Raw genomic sequence first — 18,661 nt, 5'->3', positions numbered from 1 at the left:
TACTCTATGTACGCCTTTCCTCGGGATTTGCGCGCCTTGCATCTCATCGTTTTTCAACGGCCTGTAACAATCCGGCTTTTTCAACGGGCTGTTAAAGGGATATGCCGGCGTGTCAAAACACGCCGGATTCCCCTGATCGGATCCACCGAAGAACGTCGTCCCCGGACATCCCTCCAAAGCTGTTGACGTATTGCTTTTAAGGGCGGCCGGGAAGCGTTTCGAAATCCCGGAAACGGCGGGACCCCGAACGTTTTCGTTCGCTCGCCCATATGCACACAATCGACGGAAAGGGTCAATGGAAACATCGCAGCCAAGGCGTGTCGAAGGTTCATTAGGACTGAAGGCTTGATTTCCGAATTTCAGGATCTAGTTTAAAAGTAAATACGTAAAGACGGACGGGGTCTTATCAGACCATGCGTTTAACCGGAAACCGTGTAAATGATGAGGAAGCGAGCATGTCGGCGTCCATTCATATTGTCTGTGCTCATTGCGACAGCGTGAACCGTATACCAGCGGATAAACTCGGTCTCAGACCGAATTGCGGTAAATGTCATCGAAAACTGTTCGAAGCGCACCCGGTCTCTTTGAGAGGACAAAGCTTCGCCAAGCACGTCAGCCGAAGCGATGTTCCCGTTCTTGTGGACTTTTGGGCATCCTGGTGCGGGCCGTGCAAGATGATGGCCCCCGCGTTTGAGAAAGCAGCCCAAATGCTTCATCCGCGCGTGCGCCTGGCCAAAGTCAATACGGAAGAGGAGCAGGCTTTGGCCGGAAAGTTCGGGGTCCAGTCGATTCCCACCATGGTTCTTTTCAAGCATGGGCGGGAAGCGGCGAGAGTTTCAGGGGCCATGTCCGCGGACCAGATCGTGGGGTGGGCGCGGGGGCGCCTTTAACCTGAATCAATGAATTCAGATACTGGACGAGGAATACATGGCCATTTATCCCGAATTGGAGGACTTTGTGAGCTCCACGGCAGGGGCGCGGGTGAACGGGTACGTGGCTGGATACGGGACTCTCCAAGGCTTGAAATCGGAGTTGGACCGTCTGGGGTTGTCTGCTGAAGCGAGCAAACGATTGCTGCGTATGGTAGGCCCGCGGGAACAGTATACCGGAGGGGCCGCTTTTGGAAAAAAGGCCCCCCCGACCTCGCTCCTGCGACTTCGAGAGGGCGCTGGGCAGTTCCCCTTGAGGCGAATCATTTCTCGTCCTTGAAACCTTCTTTCACGCCTTCTTTGACTTCCTTGTATCCTTCTTTAATCTCCCCTCCGACTTCCTTGAATCCGGACTTGATCTTGCCGCCCGAGTCTCGTGCGGTTTTACCCGCATCCTTCACGCCCTGCTTGACGTCTCGAATCCCCTGTTTCACGTCTTCAGCCAGGGCTTTACTGCCCGTGCCGATGGCCTCTTTTGTTTCCGATACGATTCCTTTGTTTTCATCGGCGGCGGATGACTCGTTCGTGGGTTGAACCGGTTCTCCCGCGTAGACGCAGGTCAACGTCAGGACCATCACTCCCACTACCATCGAGACAACGGCTAAACGTTTCATATCGGCCCTTTCCAGTTGGTTTTTCAGGCGTATCTTTCCCAGCTTTCGGTAGCGAACCGTTTGATCTCGTCCACCGTGTCGACCAGAGCGGGAAACACGTTATCGCGGAGATCGCCGGCCACCGCCACCAGCAAAACATCTTCACCCGGAAGGAGTTCACCTTCTTGATATTCGACCAGGACCTCGACAATACCCGGCCGCTTTCTCGCTGATTCAATGATGTCCGACAGCCTTTCCGTATTCATCTTAACATGAAACGACGCGACCGGAAGGCCATCCCTGGATGTTCCCCGCACCACGCCGCGATGCGAGGCGATCATACCCACTCGGGAAAAATCGGTACTGGAACGAATCCGCTCGTGTAATGCTTCCAGGTTCATTGGAATCTCCTTTGGCCTGATTTCGGGCGGGTGTCGGCTCCGTTCAACAGATCGAACGATTCAGCTTCCACGCATGGAGAGCCGCCCGGACGAGTCCGAAACAGCCGCTCAGCATCATGTCTCCGAAAGGCGCGGCCGGATGCACATCCCCTGTTTTGATCAGGGCCCGTTGCGGGCCGGTTGCCAGCATCGGCGCGTTTTCAAAATGGTCGTTCACGCCCTCGGAATAGACGACACCATGTCCCATGTCGGAGTACACTTCTTCAGACGTTAGGAGGCCGTTTCTGAAACGCTGCAACTGATCCATGGCCTTGGCAAAATCAAGACATTCCGTGTGGTGTTCGTAGATTCCGTACACCCGGCCTTCGGCAACGAGATAGGCCAGTGTGTGGGCGTTACCCACATTTACGACCATCAGGCCGTCTCGAATTCTGGAAACAGCCCAATCATCCAGCATGGCTCCCATGATGGCCGCCGGACCGGTGTCCACAATCAGCGCGTCGGGTCGTATCTTGTGAATGGCGCCCATGCGAGTATTTTCCGGGGGAGGAGTTGCGTAGACCAGATCTTCAAGCTTTCCTCCGGCGTCGAGGAACCGTTTCCATTGAGCGAATCGCATTTCCCGGTTGCTGATGTTCGGAGAAAACCCGTGATCCTGCACGGCCACGATCAACCTTCCGGGAAGCGTCACCTCATAGGCATCGAGAAGTCGATTCAAGTTCTCGATATCGAGATCGAAAAGCCGAATCCTCTCCGCCAATTCCGGGGCTTCCTCCACGATTTCGACCCCCATGCGACGAACATACTCGATGTTGTCGTGGAAGGTTGCGGCCGCTTCTTTTTCCGCGTAGGCTTTCAGTCCGGCATCCAGATGTTTCTTGAGAGCAACCGTGTTGGACCCGCCTCCCATCACCGTTCCATACAAGAAGATCGGACGTCTGCGCGAGGTGGCCCGGGATATCCGTTTCGCCACAATTCGGGTAGGCGAAGGCAAGACAAGCTTGGCGCAGTTTTCGATGCGATCTTCGGGGGTCCACAGGAGGAGATCCTGAGTGCCTCCTCCTATATCGATGGCAAGTATAGCGTCCGCGTGCATTGAACCAACAGCCTTTCGGGACTCGATTCCGCGAAATTCAGCCTCCGATGCCCCACATACGCCGGTTGAGCGCGGGTGTGGCTTCTTCCGCCAGGCCGTGCCCCCGGGGCTTGTTGGCTACAGCGCGATCCATGATATCAAGGAGTTCCTCGTCTCCCGCTCCGTTGCGCATCGGCGATTTCAAGTCCGTCTCTACGTTGGAGAAGAGACACGTTCTGAGCTTGCCTTCGGCAGTGAGTCGCAAGCGATTGCAGGAAGAACAGAATCCGTGCGTAATGGCGCTGATAAAACCGATCGTCCCTCGCGCCCCGGCCAGTTTGTAACGCGAAGCCGGTCCATCGGTGGTTGAACGGTCCAATTTCGACAGGTCTCCTAATGCTTCAATGCGCCGGAGCAACTCCTCCGCCGGGACCACCAGGTCCGAGCGCCAATCTATGGGGCCGCCCAAAGGCATGTATTCGATGAAACGAACATGGTAAGGGGCGTCGTATGTCAACCGGGCGAAATCCAACACTTCGTCATCGTTCCAACCTTTGATGACCACGACGTTCAATTTGATGGGGTCGAACCCCAAGCGTTGCGTTTCGCGAATGCCGGCCCAAACTTTGTGAAACACATTCCTTCCGGTAATAAACTCGAACCGCTTGGGATCGAGACTGTCCATGCTCACATTCACCCTGCGGATTCCGTTCGCCCATAGTCTTTCGGCGTATTCCTCGAGAAGGACGCCGTTGGTCGTCAGTGTTATTTCTTCCACCCCCGTCTTAATCGATACATGATGTATGAATGTGGGGAGGCCTTTTCGAATGAGGGGCTCGCCACCCGTGATGCGGACTTTTCGAATACCACGTTGTACGGTTAGGCGAATGATTCGCAAGAATTCTTCATACGTAAGTATCTCATCGTGGGGAATTCTTTGAATTCCTTCCTCTCCCATGCAATATCGGCATCTAAGATTGCAACGGTCCGTGACGGATAGCCGGAGGTAATTTATGCATCGCTCCGAAGTTCCAACGTTCGAGTGCCAACTCAAAACAAATCTCCTGCTCGACTTCCAATGTGTACTAACCTGGTATTAAAACTAGGGTTGCCACAGCATGAAGTCAAGCGTCTGTGCCAACCCTCCGCCCGGGTTGCGAGAGAAACCGGGTTCAAAGCGTCTTGTCGCGAGATAAACGTATGCTCAGAACTCATTCCAGACACCCGATTCGTCCTGGACAATATGAAATAGAGAACAAAAGCCCGCCACATCCATGATCGCCAGCACGGCATCGGGCAAGCAGCACAATACCAGCTTGCCCTTCGCCCTGCGCATGCGCTTTAGCAGCAGCCATAGAGTCTGCAGGCCGGCGCCCGCCATGCTCTCCAATCCGTTGAAGTCCAGAACGAGCTTCGTAACGCCGGAATTCAACAGTGCATCCAGACGCTCCTGAAGAAGTCGAGCCCCTTCCCGATCGAGGCGTCCCCGGAGACGGACCAATTGGACCCCTGAGTGCTCTTCCACCGTGGTCTCGATCATAGCGTCCTTCTATCAGGTTCTGAGATTGCATTCCCGGACGAGGCGTTCACTGAAACGGAGAATGAAATCCATTTGCTCCCTGTCCGCGTATTGGATACAGGAACAGTGCAGCGTCTTCCGGCTCCGGACCAGCAACTCGATTTTGACCCAGTTCTTGCCCGTCTCCAGGGCAAAACAGAAAGGCCTGCAGTTTTCGTGCGTGCACTGTTCACCCGTTAAGAGATCGTCCGGAAACTCAACGAAATAGATCTGCTCTATGGGTCCCTGGTCAGCGTGTTGCCGTAGGTGCTCCTCCAATCGCTCCATGTCCGAGGAACTGATTTCATCAAACAGAAGTTGTCTCATTGTTCATGTCGTCCAGTCGTTTACCGTGTATGTATGCGTCCACGATCGAAAAAATCCAGACGCACAGCAACAGGATAACCAGCACCATCAGATACGTATGATCCTGCTCGGACATCGCACTCGCCAGTTTTTGGATGATCTGCGGGTCCGGACTCAAGTCGGGCGTGGTCTGAAAAACTCGATTGAGGTCCACCAGAACCTTCATTAGGATCAGGAGGAACAACACGGTCGTTCCCGCGATCAGAGCAATACCCTTGATCGGTTGGCGATTTAAGACTTGCCCTGTTCCCGGCAATACCAGACCGCTGACTAAAGGAGAAATGAGCCTGCGTTTCATAAGCTGTCGATCCTGCGTAAAATCGTCTATGCGGGACAACCAAGGCGCCTACGCACCGAAAGTCGCTCCAGACCTTCACGGAATTCGAGATCCGTGACCGTCCGCGAAATCGGTTTCGTGATGAGGGAGGAGACGCCCGCGGCCGCGGCTAGCCGTTGTCCCGGCTTTCCAATGGCGTAAACCAAGGCATCCCAACCTCAGCGCCATACCCAAAATGATGCTATTATGGCCCACGACGCCTTGCCTAGCAAGGGAAATCACCTTAGACCCGCCGGGCCGCGCCGGCATTGCGGCCGGCGGGATCGCGCGCGTCTGCGGGTTTGACAACCAAGTTCCAGTTATGCGACGATGCCTCTACCATCATTGCCCCTATCGGGTCAAATGAACTTGAGGCTGGGAGGACCAGTTTGCTCTCGGAGATTCATTTGTACCGGATCGCGGATGAACGCGGAGCCATCCCAACGCCTTTCATGGGGGAGGCCAAAAACGGTTGAGGGGATCATCATCGGCCGGCGGCAAGCTTGGGAATTGCCCCGCCGATCTCCTTTTTCACTTTAGAACGGCACCTCTCATAGGAGGATAGGGTTATGCGCCTTAGCAGACGCCGATTCTTGCAGCTATGCGGTGTGAGCGCGCTATTCGGCCCCAGCCTGAGCCTTTCCGGGTGCAGCGACTCGACGGATGAAGGCGTTGTTCCCACGTCTGCAGAGGGCTCGGCCATGGCCCCGCCACGGCCTGCTCAGTTTATACGATTGAACGATCTGGGCTCGGCTCCCAATGCGGAAGGCGCAATAGGGACCGCGGGGCAATTGATCTCCTTCGGACAGATTTCGGATACGCACATCACGCTGGATGATTTTAGTGTGACAGGCAACCTGGCCCTTGAATCCCTGTTGGATTCGTTCGGAGACAATATCGGTTTCGGAGGTCTGGATCGGCCTCAACCTCAGGAGCGTTATGACGTAGACGTACTCCAGGCCATCGTAAAAACCATGAACGCAGTCGTTCCTCCATTGGACCTCATTGTGCATACCGGTGATGCGATCGATGCGGGGGTCATGACCGAGTTGGTCTCGTTTCTCGGCGAAATCAATCAGTCCGGGCTGCCCTGGCTCCAGGCCATCGGTAATCATGATCGACTGGCCTTGGGAAACATAAGGCCAAGCTTGGCGGAGAACCTCTCGAGTCTGGATTTTGTGGACACGGGTCAATTCATCCGGGAACATTTTTTCAGACATCATGTACCCACGGAGTTGATGTTTGGTTCTATGGCCATGGGTTTTGATTTTGGCCCCGGTTTTAACGGAGACCCCAACAGCGTGAAGGGGTTTTACGCATTCAGCCCTGTGGCGCCTGTGCGTGACGTGTCGAACGTATTGGTTCAGCCCGGTGTGAGGTTTTATGTTCTCGAGAGCACCCTGGACGCGGGAAGCGCCGAAGGCGGGGTGAGCGACGAACAGATCTCGTGGCTGGCAGGCCAGTTGGACCAACACACCGATTCTTTGGCCATCGTAATCAGCCACCACCGTTTGAACGACCTCACGATCGGCCGTGACGACCTGGTGGGCGTCCTGTTTGACCATCCTCAGGTTATCGCGGTACTCAGTGGCCACGATCATACGCACCGAATCCGGGCTTTTCCCGTGAGCGGGGAGCCACACCGCGGATTCTGGCAGATTCAGACGTCATCGCTGATTGATTTTCCTCAGCAAGCCCGCATACTTGAAGTGATTAACAACGCGGACGGGACCGGCATCATCCGCACGTTCGTATTCAATCAGCAGGCGACGGGTCAACTCGGCGAAAATGCCCGAGCCTCTTACGAATCCTCGATCGATGATCCTTTCAATGGAGAAGGGGCGGCGGAAGACCGCGACGTGGAGCTTTTGTTTCAGTTCCCCCAGATGACTTGAGCCGATAGGAGAGAACCTGCAATGGATTGCCTTTTCTGCAAGATCGTTTCCGGAGAGATTCCTTCCACAAAGGTGCTGGAAAACGAACATGTGTTGGGCATTATGGACATTCAGCCCATGAATCGTGGCCACTTGCTGGTCATTCCCAAGAAGCATGCGGCAAATATTTTGGAAATCGACGAAGAGGGTTACCGCGCGGTGGCAGGAACCATTCATCGCTTGGCCCGTGCCGTTGAGAAGGCGTTGAACCCCGACGGAATGAACGTGCTCCAGTTAAACGGCGCTGCGGCCAACCAGGAGGTGATGCACCTGCACATGCATCTGGTGCCTAGATGGGAAGGGGATGGGCTGACGGTGTCCCAATGGAATCCGGAGCCGGGCGACATGGCGGCCATAAAAGAGACGGCGGATCGGATCAGAGCGAAACTTTAAGTCTATCCTCGGCAGGGTGAAACCGGCGTTTGTCCACCCACGGGGACGTCGGTTTGTCTTACTGAGGGACAAGCGATAGCTTCCTGACCGGATGCACGTCGGACGTATTGAGCACCAGCCGTCGGGTTTGGCCGGACATCGGAAAAGCGGATGATCTAAGGATGCTTCTTTTCCTGTTCGGATATGAATTCCTCCACCAGGCCGCACAGAATTTCCATGAGTTCGTCGTTGTCGGAAGGAAGGGAAACGCCCTTTATCCGGCACGCGTCCGGCAGGTATCTGTCGAAGTCGTACAAGAGCTCCCACGCCGGGCTCAGATCCGAAGAGGGAATCTTCAACCGTTCGAGACGACTTACCAACCGGATGAAGGCGTCGTTCCACCGTTCATACTCGGACAGCCCGGAAAACGCTCTCCATTCCTCCACCGACCATGACTTCGATGTCACGGCGCCCCGGCAGAAGTCCGGGAGATTCTGTAGATAAACTCTACTGATTCCCTCCTCGACGGATATAGCCCGGCTGAGAGGGAAGTTGCGGCATGCTCCCGGGCGGTCCGGGTAGACATTACAGCCATAAGATCGAAGGAAGACACAGCGGCCGTTGGAGTCCGGTTTCAAGACCACGGCAGGCGGACCGCCCGAGGGGACCCGCTCGATGAAACAGTAGGAATCGAGGAAACGCCCGGAAGTGATCCCGAGCTTTCTGCAAAGTCGGAGCAGGTCATACGGCGTCAGTTCGAGCCGCATCCGACAGCATTTTCCGAAACAACTCAACTTCTTGTGACAGTCGAAACTAAACCGATCTCCCGGACCGAGGAGTTTGCCTTTTTCCTTCATACCTTCGCTTTCCCAGGGTCGAATGTGACATGCGAGCTGTGGATTTCCCAAAAAACGGCACAATGAAGTTTGTCCAATGCCGAGCCCTGCCGATCCGTCGTTTCCGCGTGAACCTGTTTCGTCTATACCAAGGGTGAACCCAAGAAACGGATGAATTGTTGGAGCAGATCGGCGCCGAGTTTGTCGGACAAGTCCTGTGCCATGATTCGGGCCGCATTGGCGGGAGTGTACTTGTATCTGTGCGATCTCGGAGAGATCAGGGCGTTAAACATATCGACCATTCGTGTCACTCTGGTCAGGTGGCGAACCTCGTGCCCTTTGAGTCCCTTAGGATACCCGCTACCGTCGATACATTCGTGATGTTGTAGAATTAGATTGAGAATTTCCACGGGAATCCGAGCCGATCCTTTCAATAAAACATAGCTCAACAGCGGATGCTTCTGGACGGTATTAAGCTCTCCGGCGGTCAGTTTTCCCGGTTTCTTCAGTATCTCGTTGGGTATTTTGCCCATTCCAACGTCCATTAACATGGCGCACAAAGACGCATTTCTTATGGCTTCCTCACCGGATTTCGCAAAAGCAAGGAACGCCGCCGCAATAATACTGTTATTCAGGGCATGGGAATACAACGAGTAGTCGTTTCTTACAAGTCCTACCATGTTTGACAGTATTTCGGAGTCTTTAACTACGATATCTATGCTGTCTATGATTCGATCTATAACAGGTGATATCTCCTGCTTCGACGGATCCAAAGTATATAAAGTATATATGTTTGAATACGCCGTATTGTATATTGCGTTGGCTTTTTGTGACGGCTCGCATTTTCCATCGAGAATGGATATGACTTTTTGGCGTAGGTATTCGTTCAATTCCTTAGAATGCTTCTTCTTTACGTATAGATTCGTAATACCGAGGTCCAGCAGTTGTTTCTTTGACTCCGGCTTAAATAGGGTCCCTTTATGACAACAGACAACCATTTCCACGTCGCTGTTCGCTTTGGATGCCTTACAGGCATGGAGGTCAAAGTCAAGAGGATCTTCCGAGCCCACCAACTCGGTCCTGAGGGGCAAGTATCCCCACGAGTCCGGATCAACTTTTACGCCGATGTCACTGCTAAGGACACTGGATGGCGTTTTATTCACGTAAGGTACTCCTTAATGGTGCAAATCGATCCAAGGACCGAACATCAAACCTTCATCTTAAGATCGTTTGCCGCGGTCATTTGATGAATACCGACCAGTCGGATCGACCGAGGTTTCCGGCCTCCCCGGCGGGAAGGCCCTCATCGTAGAGTCGACTTGGCTGTTTCCGGCAGCTTCAGGACGACAAACAGCGAAATCACGGCCGTTGCGACCAGATAGTAAGCTATTGAGAGATCATCGTGCGTCTTTTCGATGAGATAGGCCGCCACCATGGGAGTGGTGCCGCCGAACACGGCAAGGCAGAGGTTGTAACCGATCGACAAGGCGCTACATCGTACGTGGGCCGGAAACGACTCCGCCATGGTTGCCGGTCCTGTTCCAAGGTAGATTCCGACCAGGACGGCAAAGCCGATTTGCCCGATTTGAATCCAGAAATAATGATCATGGTGCATCAACCAGATCAGGGGGTATCCGAATAAGACCAGTCCGACCACGGAAAACAACAGAAGAGGTTTTCGCCCTATACGGTCCGAGAGGAAGCCGGCTGAAGGAATGACCAACAGCAGAACGAACATGCTTATGGTATTGATATCCATTGCTTTGGAGGCAGGTATTTTCACAATATGAATCAGGAACGTGGCCATGTACACGAAGATCATGTAGAAAGCCACGGCGTTTACGATATTGAATCCGACTACTCGGAGCTCAGTATACCGGCCACGGCTCCAAAAATACTCCAGCTTCCCATGAACCCCCTGCTTTTATGATCTGCATGCTCGACAAGAAACACGATGGAGGTGGTGTATTCGCCTCCCACGGACAACCCTTGCGCCATCCGGAGCAGCACCATGATAATGGGAGCAGCTACACCGATCTGGGACGCGTCCGGGAGCAAACCCACGAGAAACGTTGGGATGGCCATCATGAAAACCGATAGTGTGAGTGCGGCCTTTCTGCCTGTTTTGTCGCCCACATAACCGAATACCAGTCCGCCTACCGGCCGCATGAGAAAACCGGCTGCAAAGGCGCCGTAGGCGGCGATCAAAGAAGCGACCGGGTTTTCTGAGGGGAAGAAAAGGCGTCCTATGATGGGAGCGAAATAGCCGTAGACGGCAAAGTCGTACCACTCCATGACATTTCCGGACAAGCCGGCGAAAATAGTGCGATTTCGGAGTGAGAGGGAGGACGGCATCGTGTTGCTCCTTATCAGCGCGAGCAGTAGTTCCAATCCGCGTATTTACGGATCCAATTAGAGCAGGTGACCGGCTGCACCGGATCAGCAGGCGGCTCCAAGGCTTCTGAACAATAGCTTCTCCCGATATGGCCTTCAATCACTTTTTGGCTTTCACCGCGTAACCGGGCCGAGTATGGTTCAACGGAGGCATGAGACCGGACAAATTCAACGCTGTTGTGGGACGGACTCCTCGCCGATTTGTTTTGCATGTCTTGTTTCGGGCAGGATCATGCTATAAATTAATAGAAAAGAAATCGACATACCCGCCGATCTTTTCCGGGAGCCGCGCCTCTTGCGATTACGGGTCGGCGAGAACAAGAACACGTATCCATTCGGGGGACGTCCAACTTGCGAATGAGTTACGAACAGGAGCAAAGGTGCAGGAAGATGGGGTTAAGGCAAATTCTTACTTTTCCGGACGAGCGGCTGAAAGTGCGATGCGAGCCGGTGGAGGAATTGAACGGCGAGATCCAGGAACTCATTGACGATATGGCTGAGACCATGTACGCCGCGCCCGGGATAGGACTTGCCGCTCCTCAATTGGGGGAGCAGCGCCGTGTGATCGTGTTTGACGTGGGAAGTCGCGATGAGCCTCGCAAACCAATGGCTTTGATCAATCCCGAGATCGTGGAATGTGAAGGTGAGATCGTTTCCGAAGAAGGGTGTTTGAGCGTATTGGATTACAATTCCGAAGTGAAACGAAGTTCGCGGGTTTGTGTTCGAGGATTGGACCGGGAAGGACGGAGCCTGGAAATCGAAGCCGAGGACTTGTTTGCTATTGTGCTGCAGCACGAAATTGACCATCTGGACGGTATCCTATTCATAGATCGGATCAGCAAGTTGAAAAGGAGTCTGTATCTGAAGAAGTTGAAGAAGAAGGAAAAGGGGGAGGCATGAAGCCCGTCGGCTTGAGAATAGGCTTCATGGGTACGCCTGAATTTGCCGCTGTTCACCTGAGCAAACTGCTGGATGCGGCGTGCAAAGTGATTGTCGTGGTTACGCAACCTGATCGACGGAAGGGCCGTGGCGGAAAAGTTCAGGAGTCTCCCGTCAAACAACTCGCACTCGAGCGCGGGTTGAAAGTGCTTCAACCCGGCCGCGTCGGCGATCCGGAAGTGGTGAGTCAGCTTACCTCTTTCGCGCCGGACGTGATGGTGGTTGTAGCGTATGGACAGCTTCTGCCTCGATCGGTTCTGGACGTTCCAAGATTGGGTACGATCAACGTTCACGGTTCTCTTCTTCCTGCTTACAGAGGGGCGGCTCCGGTTAACTGGGCGCTGATACACGGCGAAAACGTCACGGGCGTCACCACCATGATGCTGGACGAGGGTCTGGACACGGGAGATATCCTGCTGCAGGCCGAGATGTCGATAGAACCGGAAGACACGGCCGGAACGCTGGTGGACCGACTCGCCCACGTGGGCGCAGACCTGCTCCTCGATACCCTCTCGAAGCTCGAGGATAATACGCTGCCCCGTGTTCCTCAGGATCATTCGAAAGCTACTTATGCACCGAAACTGACCAAAGGGGACGGTTTGATCAAATGGAACGGGAGCGCAGTGAGTATCGTGAACGGTGTACGAGGGCTGGACCCTTGGCCGGGGGCTTATACGTTCCTTGGGGATAAGCGGCTACGGCTCTTCGGCGCCTCGCAGGGGACAGGCTCTCGGACGGGGCCGCCTGGAACGGTCCTCGGCTTGACGGAAAGCAGCCTCGAGGTGGCGGCCGGCGAAGGGTCCGTCGAGGTTCGAGAGATGCAGATGGAAGGACGAAAACGGCTCCCGGCAGTCGAGTTTTTGAAAGGAGTTCCGCTGCCTCCCGGAGCGGTACTGGGAGAGCGATGACCTGGGCTCGGAAAACGGCCTGGAACGTACTCACGCAACTCGAGACCACGCAGCAAGACCCCCGGTGGATACTGCAATCGTTCTTCTCCACGTCCAAAAACCTGCCCGAGCGCGAGTATGCCCTTGCTTCCAATCTGGTATTCAGCGTCCTTCGCCGGCAAGCCGGACTGGACTGGCTTCTGGACAGGGTGTCAAGAATACCCCTGCGCAAGTGTGCGATTCCGGTGAGGACGGCTCTGCGCCTGGGAGCGGTCCAATTGTGTGTACTGGACCGGATTCCCGATCACGCGGCGGTCAACGAAACCGTGAACCTGCTGAAGGGTTCCCAACCGAAGTGGGTCGTCGGTTTCGTCAACGGGGTGCTTCGATCCTTGTCCCGTGAATGGGAGACGCATTGGGCCGCATTGGATGAAGAACCTCTTTCGGTTCAACTGTCTATCCGATATTCCCATCCTGAGTGGCTCGTTCGAAGATGGATCGAAAGAATGGGCTCTGAAGAGACATTGAAGACGTTGAAGGCCGACAATCTCGAGCCGCCTCGAACGATACGGGTAAATCCGATGCACACGGACCGCACGAGCATGCGACGCGCATTGGAGGCGGGTGGAGTTTCCGCCCGAGAAACCCGGTTCTCGCCCGATGGGCTTGTGCTTCAGAAACTCGAGGGCCCCATCGAGCGGTTGGGACCCTGGGAATCCGGCGGTATCGATATTCAAGATGAAGGCGCTCAGTTGGTCGGCTATCTGGCCGCGCCGGTTCCAGGCGCGCGGGTTCTGGACGTTTGCGCCGGTCGTGGAGGGAAGACGGGGCATATGGCTCAACTCATGGGAGATCGCGGAGAGATCGTTGCTTTGGACTCGAGTCCGGACAAGGTGCGGCTGCTCTGTGACAACGTTCATCGGCAGCGCGTCCGCTGTGTCGTGCCCGTCAAGGGCGATGTAACCCTTCTCCGGCCCGACGAACTAGGTGGGCTCTTCGCGCTGGTTCTCGTGGATGCGCCGTGTTCGGCCCTGGGAGTTCTCCGTCGAAGACCGGACGCGCGCTGGAAGAAAAGAGAATCGGACATTGCGAGGATGAGTGGGGTCCAGCGGGATATCCTCCTCGCTGCGGCGCGTTTCGTGGAACCGGGAGGGGCCCTCGTGTACTGCACTTGCAGCACGGAGCCCGAGGAAAACGAATCAAATGTCCAATGGTTTCTGGAAACGCACCCGGGTTTTCGTTTGGAGCCGGCAACGGCCGTGTTGCCGTCCGAAGCTCGCTCGCCGGCCGGCCCGGACGGTCTCTTCCGATGCCGAACGGCCGTACATGATACGGATGGTTTTTTTGGAGCGAGGTTCAGGTTGAGAGGGGAGAAGTAAGCCTCCTCAGGATATGCAGCGCTTGGTCGAGTGCTTCCGGCGGTTTCCGAGCGAAAAGAGAGCCTGACGGCGTGTCGGCGGACACATGAGGATGAAACCTCGGATTCCCGGCGTTGCCGCCGCCCGGTGAGCGGCGGTGGCGGACCCTCTGCGTCGCGCGGTTATCCTACTTTCCCGTGGACCACTTTATTATGGCGGCGCCCCACGTCAGGCCGGCCCCGAAACTAACGAGGAGCAAAATATCGCCCTTATGGATGAGGCCTTTTCGATTGGCTTCGTCCAAAGCGATGGGTATGGAAGCGGATGACGTGTTTCCATACTTGTCCACATTCGTTAACACGCTGTCCATTGGAATTTCCAGGTTGTCAGCGACGGCCTGAATGATTCGGAGGTTGGCCTGATGAGGGATTACAAGCCGAATGTCCCGTGTCGTCAACCCGTTACGCTCGAGCGCCTCTCTCGAAATGTCGGTCAGGCAAGCGACCGCTTTTTTGAATAGACGATTCCCCTCCATTTTCAGGATGAACGGCTTAACGTCGATACCCTTCACGATTTCAGGCGGATTGGAGTCCCTGTATGTCGAATACAAAAGGCTCCACAATTTGCCGTTGGATTTGAGATGGGTGGAAAGGATACCGTCGCTGTTGGTCGTGGCGGACACTACAACGGCTCCGGCGCCGTCGCCCAGGAGCACACAGGTTGACCGGTCCTGCCAGTCCAGTATGGTCGATAGCCGCTCGACGCCGGCAACCAGAGCGTTGCGACAAGAGCCTGTTCGGATGGCGTTATCCACCATGCTCAATGCGAAAAGGAACCCCGAGCAGCCGGCTGAAACGTCAAATGAAGCCGCGTTGTCTGCGCTTAAGGCTTCCTGAACCATGCATGCCGCGGAGGGGAACTGGCGATCGGGAGTCACCGTTCCAACGGCGATCATGTCCAATTCAAGCGGGGAAACCCCCGCCATTTCGAGGGCGTTCAATGAGGCTTGAGTGGCCAGTTCCGATGATGTCTCAGTCCCGTCAGGAGCTGAAATGCGCCGTTCTTTGATGCCTGTGCGCCGCGTGATCCATTCATCCGACGTATCCACAAGGGATTCAAGCTGTTTGTTTGAGAGTATCCTTTTGGGTACTGAAGAGCCGGTTCCTACGATTGTTGCATGGGCCGACATGGGTTAAAACCTCTGTTTCATAAATGTTCCGGTGGCGGGATAAGTTGAACACCACCCGTACCGCCGCGCCCGAAGATCACCGGTATCAACTCTGTACTTCTTCGGACCGGACTTTTCGGGGGTCATCGGGGAAGAAGCCACCTTCAGACCTGGGGTAGGCCCCCGGATTATGCTGAGCACGTGCGTAAAGACTTTTTCAGTGGTTATGTCCAGGTGCTCGAATCGAATTATGGAATGGCCGCCATTTGTCATGAAGCCCGTTGAAGGGCCTTCCAACCCTTAGCCACTGGTAGCGTCTTTGATAGCTGTCCAATAATTGGCACTTCTTCCGGCAGTCAGTTCCATATAATGAATTATTGCGCTATGGTCAAGTATAGCGTTCATCTTTGACGGGCGTTCGCCGATAAACTCGCTCCTTTGCACATGATCGAAGGCGCCGGACGAAGCCGGCGCCTTCGCGGGCGAGAGGCCGATCCGGTGTTCGAGGTTCGGCGGAAAAGGAAAAGCCGTATGATCAAGAAGAAAACCGCTTGACGGGTTTCCGTCTCATCCGTACTTTTGGGAACCATCCCAGGTTCGGGGGACCACCATGTCTAGAATGAAGGAGTCGTCATGCAACTTAGAGGAAGCCTCTCTCTGCGAACGTTTTTGGTGCTGCTGGTTGTATTGGGGTTGATCGGAGTGGGAGCGTACGTTGGATGCCGTTATGTAATCCTGGAAGCCCTTGGCCGAGTCGAACTTTTAAGATCAGCGCAAGATACGACCGTCCTGGCGTCGGAACTGGACAAAACGAAAGAGACGTTGCTCATGGCGAACAGCTATCTGATTTGGGCTGTCGCGGCGGGCTTTTCGTTGCTGACCCTGTCGTTGTGGGCGATCTTGACCATCTCGTTTTCAGGGCCGGCAAGAAGAACCATGGCTTCCGGAACTCCGGTACGGAAGACCGAACTGAAACCGAAACCGGCGAAAGAAACCGTTTCAAAGCCGGAACCGTCTAAACCGGATACGGCTCTGGTGTTTCTATCTTTGTTGCAGAAGGAAGGCCGCTTTGTGGACTTCCTCGGGGAAGACTTGGACGGCTACGCGGACGAGCAGATCGGTGCGGCGGTCCGGAGCGTCCATCAAGGGTGCAAAAAGGTGGTAGCCGGGCATTTGAAGCTGGCGCCCGTATGGAACGCTGAGGAAGGATCCAAGGTGAACGTGCCGGAGGGGTTCGACCCGGCGTCCATCAAACTGACGGGCAATGTAAGCGGCAATCCAACTTTTACCGGGATCTTGCGTCATCCGGGTTGGCGGGCGGACAAGGTCTCATGGCCTGAACTTTCGGCTGATTATGATGTGAATATTATCGCACCCGCCGAGGTGGAAGTATTATGAGTCCTCGGCGGTCACTCGCTGAGCCCCGTTTTATCCTTCGGAGAGAGTTGCCGAACAGGTTTCTTCAGGATGTGATTCAAGCTTCTTGGGCGTGGCCGCACCGCCGGAAGCTGTGCGGCTCAAATTTGAAAGCGGTCAAGGTTACCCGCGCATCGCAGAAACAACGTCGATGAAAAGCTGCAGCTCGCTCTCGAGTCTGGAACCTGAAGGAGGGTCCGGATGACTCATCCACGATACATAGTGGGGATCGATCTTGGCACCACCAATTCGGTGTTGGCCTATACACAGGCGCCGGATTCCGACTCCCAAGAACCCGACATATCCTTGTTCCCGTTGCCGCAGGTTGTCGATGCCGGCCGCGTGGAAGAACGCATGCTGCTGCCGTCGTTTCTGTTTTTACCGGGGCCTCATGATGTAAAGGAAAGCGACCTGAATTTGCCTTGGGGCAAGAACTCGCGCGCAGTCGGCGAATTCGCTCGAGAAAGGGGAGCCGAGATTCCTTCTCGGCTGGTATCCTCGGCCAAATCATGGTTGTGCAACAGCGGCGTGGATCGGAGCAAACCGATTCTTCCCTGGGAAGATTCTGCGGACGTGGAAAAAGTATCCCCCGTGGAGGCCTCGGCCGCGTATCTCGATCACATCAGACAAGCCTGGAACCATTCCATGGCGAAAGACGATCCGTCCCGCCGTCTCGAACACCAGGAAATACTCCTGACCGTGCCGGCCTCGTTTGATGCGGTCGCCAGGGAACTCACCGTGAAAGCCGCGGAAATCGCGGGTCTGGGGGCAATTACGCTCCTGGAAGAGCCACAGGCCGCGTTTTACGCCTGGATCGAAGGCATGCACGATACGTGGAGAAAAGCGGTCAAGGCGGGTGACACGATCCTGGTCTGCGATGTCGGCGGCGGAACGACCGATTTCAGCTTGATCCGAGTGGGCGAAGACCAGGGAGATCTCACCCTCGATCGGGTGGCGGTTGGGGATCATATTCTTGTGGGCGGCGAAAACATGGATCTGGCGTTGGCCTACGCCCTGCGTCGGAAGTTCAAGGATCAAGGCCATAATCTCGACTCGTGGCAGATGCGTATCCTCTGGCACAAAGCGAGGGACGCAAAAGAGAAGCTGTTACTCGGCGCGGATATGGATAGGGTCCCCGTATCGATTCCGGGTAGAGGGACGGGACTCATCGCCGGAACCTTGCGGAGCGAGCTCAGCCGAACCGAAATCGAGTCCATCTTACTGGACGGGTTCTTCCCACGGTGCCAGGCCTCGGATCGGCCCGCCGCTTCCCGTCGTGCGGGCATAAGAGAATTCGGACTTCCCTATGCCGAGGACCCGGCCATTACCCGATACCTCGCCAAGTTCCTGGCCGGCGCTGGAGACGCTCAGGCCGGCGAAGAGCTGGTTATCCCCACGGCCGTTCTCTTCAATGGGGGAGTCATGAAAGGAGACCCTCTGCGGCGACAACTGCTGGAGGTCCTCGATTCATGGGCGCACACCGGGGCACGGGCTCGGATCCGTGAGCTGGAAAGCCGGGACCTGGAGTCCGCCGTGGCTCGTGGCGCCGCCTATTACGGCCTGGCTCGTCAGGGAAGAGGGATTCGCATTCGTGGAGGAACCGGACGTTCTTACTATATAGGGATCGAAAGCTTGATGCCGGCGGTTCCGGGAGTGCCTTCCCCCTTGAAAGCCCTATGCGTGGTTCCCTTTGGTATGGAAGAAGGCGCCGAGGCGGTTATTCCGGAGCGGCAATTCGGTCTGGTGGTAGGGGAACAGGTCGAGTTCCATTTTCTTGGATCCACCCTCCGGAAAGAAGACCGGTGTGGTGACGTCGTCGAGACCTGGGAAGATGAAATCCAGGAGATCACCACGATCGAGACCCGGCTCGATTCCGAAGGCGAGGAGGGATCGGTGGTGCCCGTGATGCTCGAGGTCCGGGTTACCGAGGTGGGAACGCTGGAACTCTGGTGCGTCAATACCGAGCGGAATCAAAGGTGGAAGCTCGAGTTCAACGTGCGGGAACAGTGAGCCCTTATGCGTCCCTTCTATCCTGCATTCAGACGGCGGCCCGTATCCGGGCTCCGGACCAACCAGGCCGGAGGAGCGCGTCTTCATCGAGGATGTTCGACCATGATAC

19 protein-coding genes and 1 pseudogene are annotated in these 18,661 nt (G+C 55.5%); 9 read left to right on the top strand and 11 right to left on the bottom strand.

Annotated features, from left to right (window positions below; genetic code table 11):
- The first annotated feature begins 455 nt into the window (after positions 1–455).
- Complete coding sequence (gene trxC, locus HY788_12915; protein ID MBI4775056.1) at positions 456–890, top strand: thioredoxin TrxC; 435 nt, start codon at positions 456–458, stop codon at positions 888–890.
- Positions 891–927: 37 nt separating this feature from the next.
- On the top strand, positions 928–1,209 hold the full coding sequence (locus HY788_12910; GenBank protein ID MBI4775055.1) for a hypothetical protein: 282 nt from the start codon (positions 928–930) through the stop codon (positions 1,207–1,209).
- On the opposite strand, the gene HY788_12905 is transcribed toward HY788_12910, so the two are convergent.
- The 7 genes from HY788_12905 to HY788_12875 form a co-directional block, all read right to left on the bottom strand.
- The gene (locus tag HY788_12905; GenBank protein ID MBI4775054.1) at positions 1,193–1,543 is read right to left on the bottom strand and encodes a hypothetical protein; all 351 of its coding nucleotides are present in this window, start codon (positions 1,541–1,543) and stop codon (positions 1,193–1,195) included. The genes HY788_12910 and HY788_12905 overlap by 17 nt on opposite strands.
- Before the next feature lie 23 nt (positions 1,544–1,566).
- Positions 1,567–1,923 (bottom strand): molybdenum cofactor biosynthesis protein MoaE, encoded by a 357-nt coding sequence (locus HY788_12900; GenBank protein MBI4775053.1) that lies wholly within the window; start codon positions 1,921–1,923, stop codon positions 1,567–1,569.
- 43 nt (positions 1,924–1,966) lie between these two features.
- Complete coding sequence (locus HY788_12895) at positions 1,967–3,019, bottom strand: DUF1786 domain-containing protein (protein MBI4775052.1); 1,053 nt, start codon at positions 3,017–3,019, stop codon at positions 1,967–1,969.
- Between the two features lie 37 nt (positions 3,020–3,056).
- A complete protein-coding gene (moaA, locus tag HY788_12890) occupies positions 3,057–4,052 on the bottom strand; it encodes a GTP 3',8-cyclase MoaA (protein ID MBI4775051.1) in 996 nt (331 codons plus the stop codon).
- Between the two features lie 150 nt (positions 4,053–4,202).
- On the bottom strand, positions 4,203–4,538 hold the full coding sequence (locus tag HY788_12885; protein MBI4775050.1) for an STAS domain-containing protein: 336 nt from the start codon (positions 4,536–4,538) through the stop codon (positions 4,203–4,205).
- Between the two features lie 12 nt (positions 4,539–4,550).
- Positions 4,551–4,883, bottom strand: coding sequence for a hypothetical protein (locus HY788_12880; GenBank protein ID MBI4775049.1), 333 nt, complete (start codon positions 4,881–4,883; stop codon positions 4,551–4,553).
- Complete coding sequence (locus tag HY788_12875; GenBank protein ID MBI4775048.1) at positions 4,864–5,220, bottom strand: hypothetical protein; 357 nt, start codon at positions 5,218–5,220, stop codon at positions 4,864–4,866. Before HY788_12875 ends, HY788_12880 begins: the two co-directional genes overlap by 20 nt.
- Before the next feature lie 587 nt (positions 5,221–5,807).
- Between HY788_12875 and HY788_12870 the strand changes: the two genes are divergently transcribed.
- Positions 5,808–7,133 carry a metallophosphoesterase gene (locus HY788_12870; protein MBI4775047.1) on the top strand — a complete coding sequence of 442 codons (1,326 nt, stop codon included), beginning with the start codon at positions 5,808–5,810 and terminating at the stop codon, positions 7,131–7,133.
- Between the two features lie 21 nt (positions 7,134–7,154).
- Positions 7,155–7,565 (top strand): HIT family protein, encoded by a 411-nt coding sequence (locus HY788_12865; protein MBI4775046.1) that lies wholly within the window; start codon positions 7,155–7,157, stop codon positions 7,563–7,565.
- A 155-nt stretch (positions 7,566–7,720) separates the two neighbouring features.
- Here the strand turns inward: HY788_12865 and HY788_12860 are convergent, their stop codons facing one another.
- The 3 genes and pseudogenes from HY788_12860 to HY788_12850 all read right to left on the bottom strand — a co-directional run bounded on the left by HY788_12860 (position 7,721) and on the right by HY788_12850 (position 10,735).
- Positions 7,721–8,401, bottom strand: a complete 681-nt coding sequence (locus tag HY788_12860; protein ID MBI4775045.1) for a YkgJ family cysteine cluster protein — start codon at positions 8,399–8,401, stop codon at positions 7,721–7,723.
- A gap of 122 nt (positions 8,402–8,523) precedes the next feature.
- A complete protein-coding gene (locus HY788_12855) occupies positions 8,524–9,543 on the bottom strand; it encodes a hypothetical protein (GenBank protein ID MBI4775044.1) in 1,020 nt (339 codons plus the stop codon).
- A 140-nt stretch (positions 9,544–9,683) separates the two neighbouring features.
- A pseudogene (locus tag HY788_12850) lies at positions 9,684–10,735 on the bottom strand (MFS transporter).
- Positions 10,736–11,164: 429 nt separating this feature from the next.
- Here HY788_12850 and HY788_12845 point away from each other — a divergent pair.
- Genes HY788_12845 through rsmB form a run of 3 tightly spaced genes read left to right on the top strand, consistent with a single transcriptional unit; the run spans position 11,165 to position 13,979 of the window.
- Complete coding sequence (locus HY788_12845) at positions 11,165–11,674, top strand: peptide deformylase (protein MBI4775043.1); 510 nt, start codon at positions 11,165–11,167, stop codon at positions 11,672–11,674.
- A complete protein-coding gene (locus HY788_12840; GenBank protein ID MBI4775042.1) occupies positions 11,671–12,621 on the top strand; it encodes a methionyl-tRNA formyltransferase in 951 nt (316 codons plus the stop codon). The genes HY788_12845 and HY788_12840 overlap by 4 nt, the downstream gene beginning before the upstream one ends.
- Positions 12,618–13,979 (top strand): 16S rRNA (cytosine(967)-C(5))-methyltransferase RsmB, encoded by a 1,362-nt coding sequence (gene rsmB, locus HY788_12835; GenBank protein MBI4775041.1) that lies wholly within the window; start codon positions 12,618–12,620, stop codon positions 13,977–13,979. Before HY788_12840 ends, rsmB begins: the two co-directional genes overlap by 4 nt.
- Positions 13,980–14,145: 166 nt before the next feature.
- Here rsmB and HY788_12830 read toward each other — a convergent pair whose 3' ends face one another.
- Positions 14,146–15,147, bottom strand: a complete 1,002-nt coding sequence (locus HY788_12830; GenBank protein ID MBI4775040.1) for a ketoacyl-ACP synthase III — start codon at positions 15,145–15,147, stop codon at positions 14,146–14,148.
- Between the two features lie 612 nt (positions 15,148–15,759).
- Between HY788_12830 and HY788_12825 the strand changes: the two genes are divergently transcribed.
- Complete coding sequence (locus HY788_12825; GenBank protein ID MBI4775039.1) at positions 15,760–16,524, top strand: DUF2760 domain-containing protein; 765 nt, start codon at positions 15,760–15,762, stop codon at positions 16,522–16,524.
- A gap of 219 nt (positions 16,525–16,743) precedes the next feature.
- Positions 16,744–18,552: an Hsp70 family protein gene (locus HY788_12820; protein MBI4775038.1), complete on the top strand. Its 1,809-nt coding sequence runs from the start codon at positions 16,744–16,746 to the stop codon at positions 18,550–18,552.
- Positions 18,553–18,661 lie beyond the last annotated feature (109 nt).

Source organism: Deltaproteobacteria bacterium (assembly GCA_016208165.1).
Taxonomy (GTDB): domain Bacteria; phylum Desulfobacterota; class Desulfarculia; order JACQYL01; family JACQYL01; genus JACQYL01.
Note: the sequence above shows the minus strand (reverse complement) of the source record. Positions and strands in the feature narration are given on the sequence as shown.

What these genes read in the sequence shown, in the direction of transcription:
- trxC (MBI4775056.1), top strand. Translation starts at nt 456, where the DNA reads ATGTCGGCGTCCATTCATATTGTCTGTGCTCATTGCGACAGCGTGAAC.
- HY788_12910 (MBI4775055.1), top strand. Translation starts at nt 928, where the DNA reads ATGGCCATTTATCCCGAATTGGAGGACTTTGTGAGCTCCACGGCAGGG.
- HY788_12905 (MBI4775054.1), bottom strand. Translation starts at nt 1,543, where the DNA reads ATGAAACGTTTAGCCGTTGTCTCGATGGTAGTGGGAGTGATGGTCCTG.
- HY788_12900 (MBI4775053.1), bottom strand. Translation starts at nt 1,923, where the DNA reads ATGAACCTGGAAGCATTACACGAGCGGATTCGTTCCAGTACCGATTTT.
- HY788_12895 (MBI4775052.1), bottom strand. Translation starts at nt 3,019, where the DNA reads ATGCACGCGGACGCTATACTTGCCATCGATATAGGAGGAGGCACTCAG.
- HY788_12885 (MBI4775050.1), bottom strand. Translation starts at nt 4,538, where the DNA reads ATGATCGAGACCACGGTGGAAGAGCACTCAGGGGTCCAATTGGTCCGT.
- HY788_12880 (MBI4775049.1), bottom strand. Translation starts at nt 4,883, where the DNA reads ATGAGACAACTTCTGTTTGATGAAATCAGTTCCTCGGACATGGAGCGA.
- HY788_12875 (MBI4775048.1), bottom strand. Translation starts at nt 5,220, where the DNA reads ATGAAACGCAGGCTCATTTCTCCTTTAGTCAGCGGTCTGGTATTGCCG.
- HY788_12870 (MBI4775047.1), top strand. Translation starts at nt 5,808, where the DNA reads ATGCGCCTTAGCAGACGCCGATTCTTGCAGCTATGCGGTGTGAGCGCG.
- HY788_12865 (MBI4775046.1), top strand. Translation starts at nt 7,155, where the DNA reads ATGGATTGCCTTTTCTGCAAGATCGTTTCCGGAGAGATTCCTTCCACA.
- HY788_12860 (MBI4775045.1), bottom strand. Translation starts at nt 8,401, where the DNA reads ATGAAGGAAAAAGGCAAACTCCTCGGTCCGGGAGATCGGTTTAGTTTC.
- HY788_12845 (MBI4775043.1), top strand. Translation starts at nt 11,165, where the DNA reads ATGGGGTTAAGGCAAATTCTTACTTTTCCGGACGAGCGGCTGAAAGTG.
- HY788_12840 (MBI4775042.1), top strand. Translation starts at nt 11,671, where the DNA reads ATGAAGCCCGTCGGCTTGAGAATAGGCTTCATGGGTACGCCTGAATTT.
- rsmB (MBI4775041.1), top strand. Translation starts at nt 12,618, where the DNA reads ATGACCTGGGCTCGGAAAACGGCCTGGAACGTACTCACGCAACTCGAG.
- HY788_12830 (MBI4775040.1), bottom strand. Translation starts at nt 15,147, where the DNA reads ATGTCGGCCCATGCAACAATCGTAGGAACCGGCTCTTCAGTACCCAAA.
- HY788_12825 (MBI4775039.1), top strand. Translation starts at nt 15,760, where the DNA reads ATGCAACTTAGAGGAAGCCTCTCTCTGCGAACGTTTTTGGTGCTGCTG.
- HY788_12820 (MBI4775038.1), top strand. Translation starts at nt 16,744, where the DNA reads ATGACTCATCCACGATACATAGTGGGGATCGATCTTGGCACCACCAAT.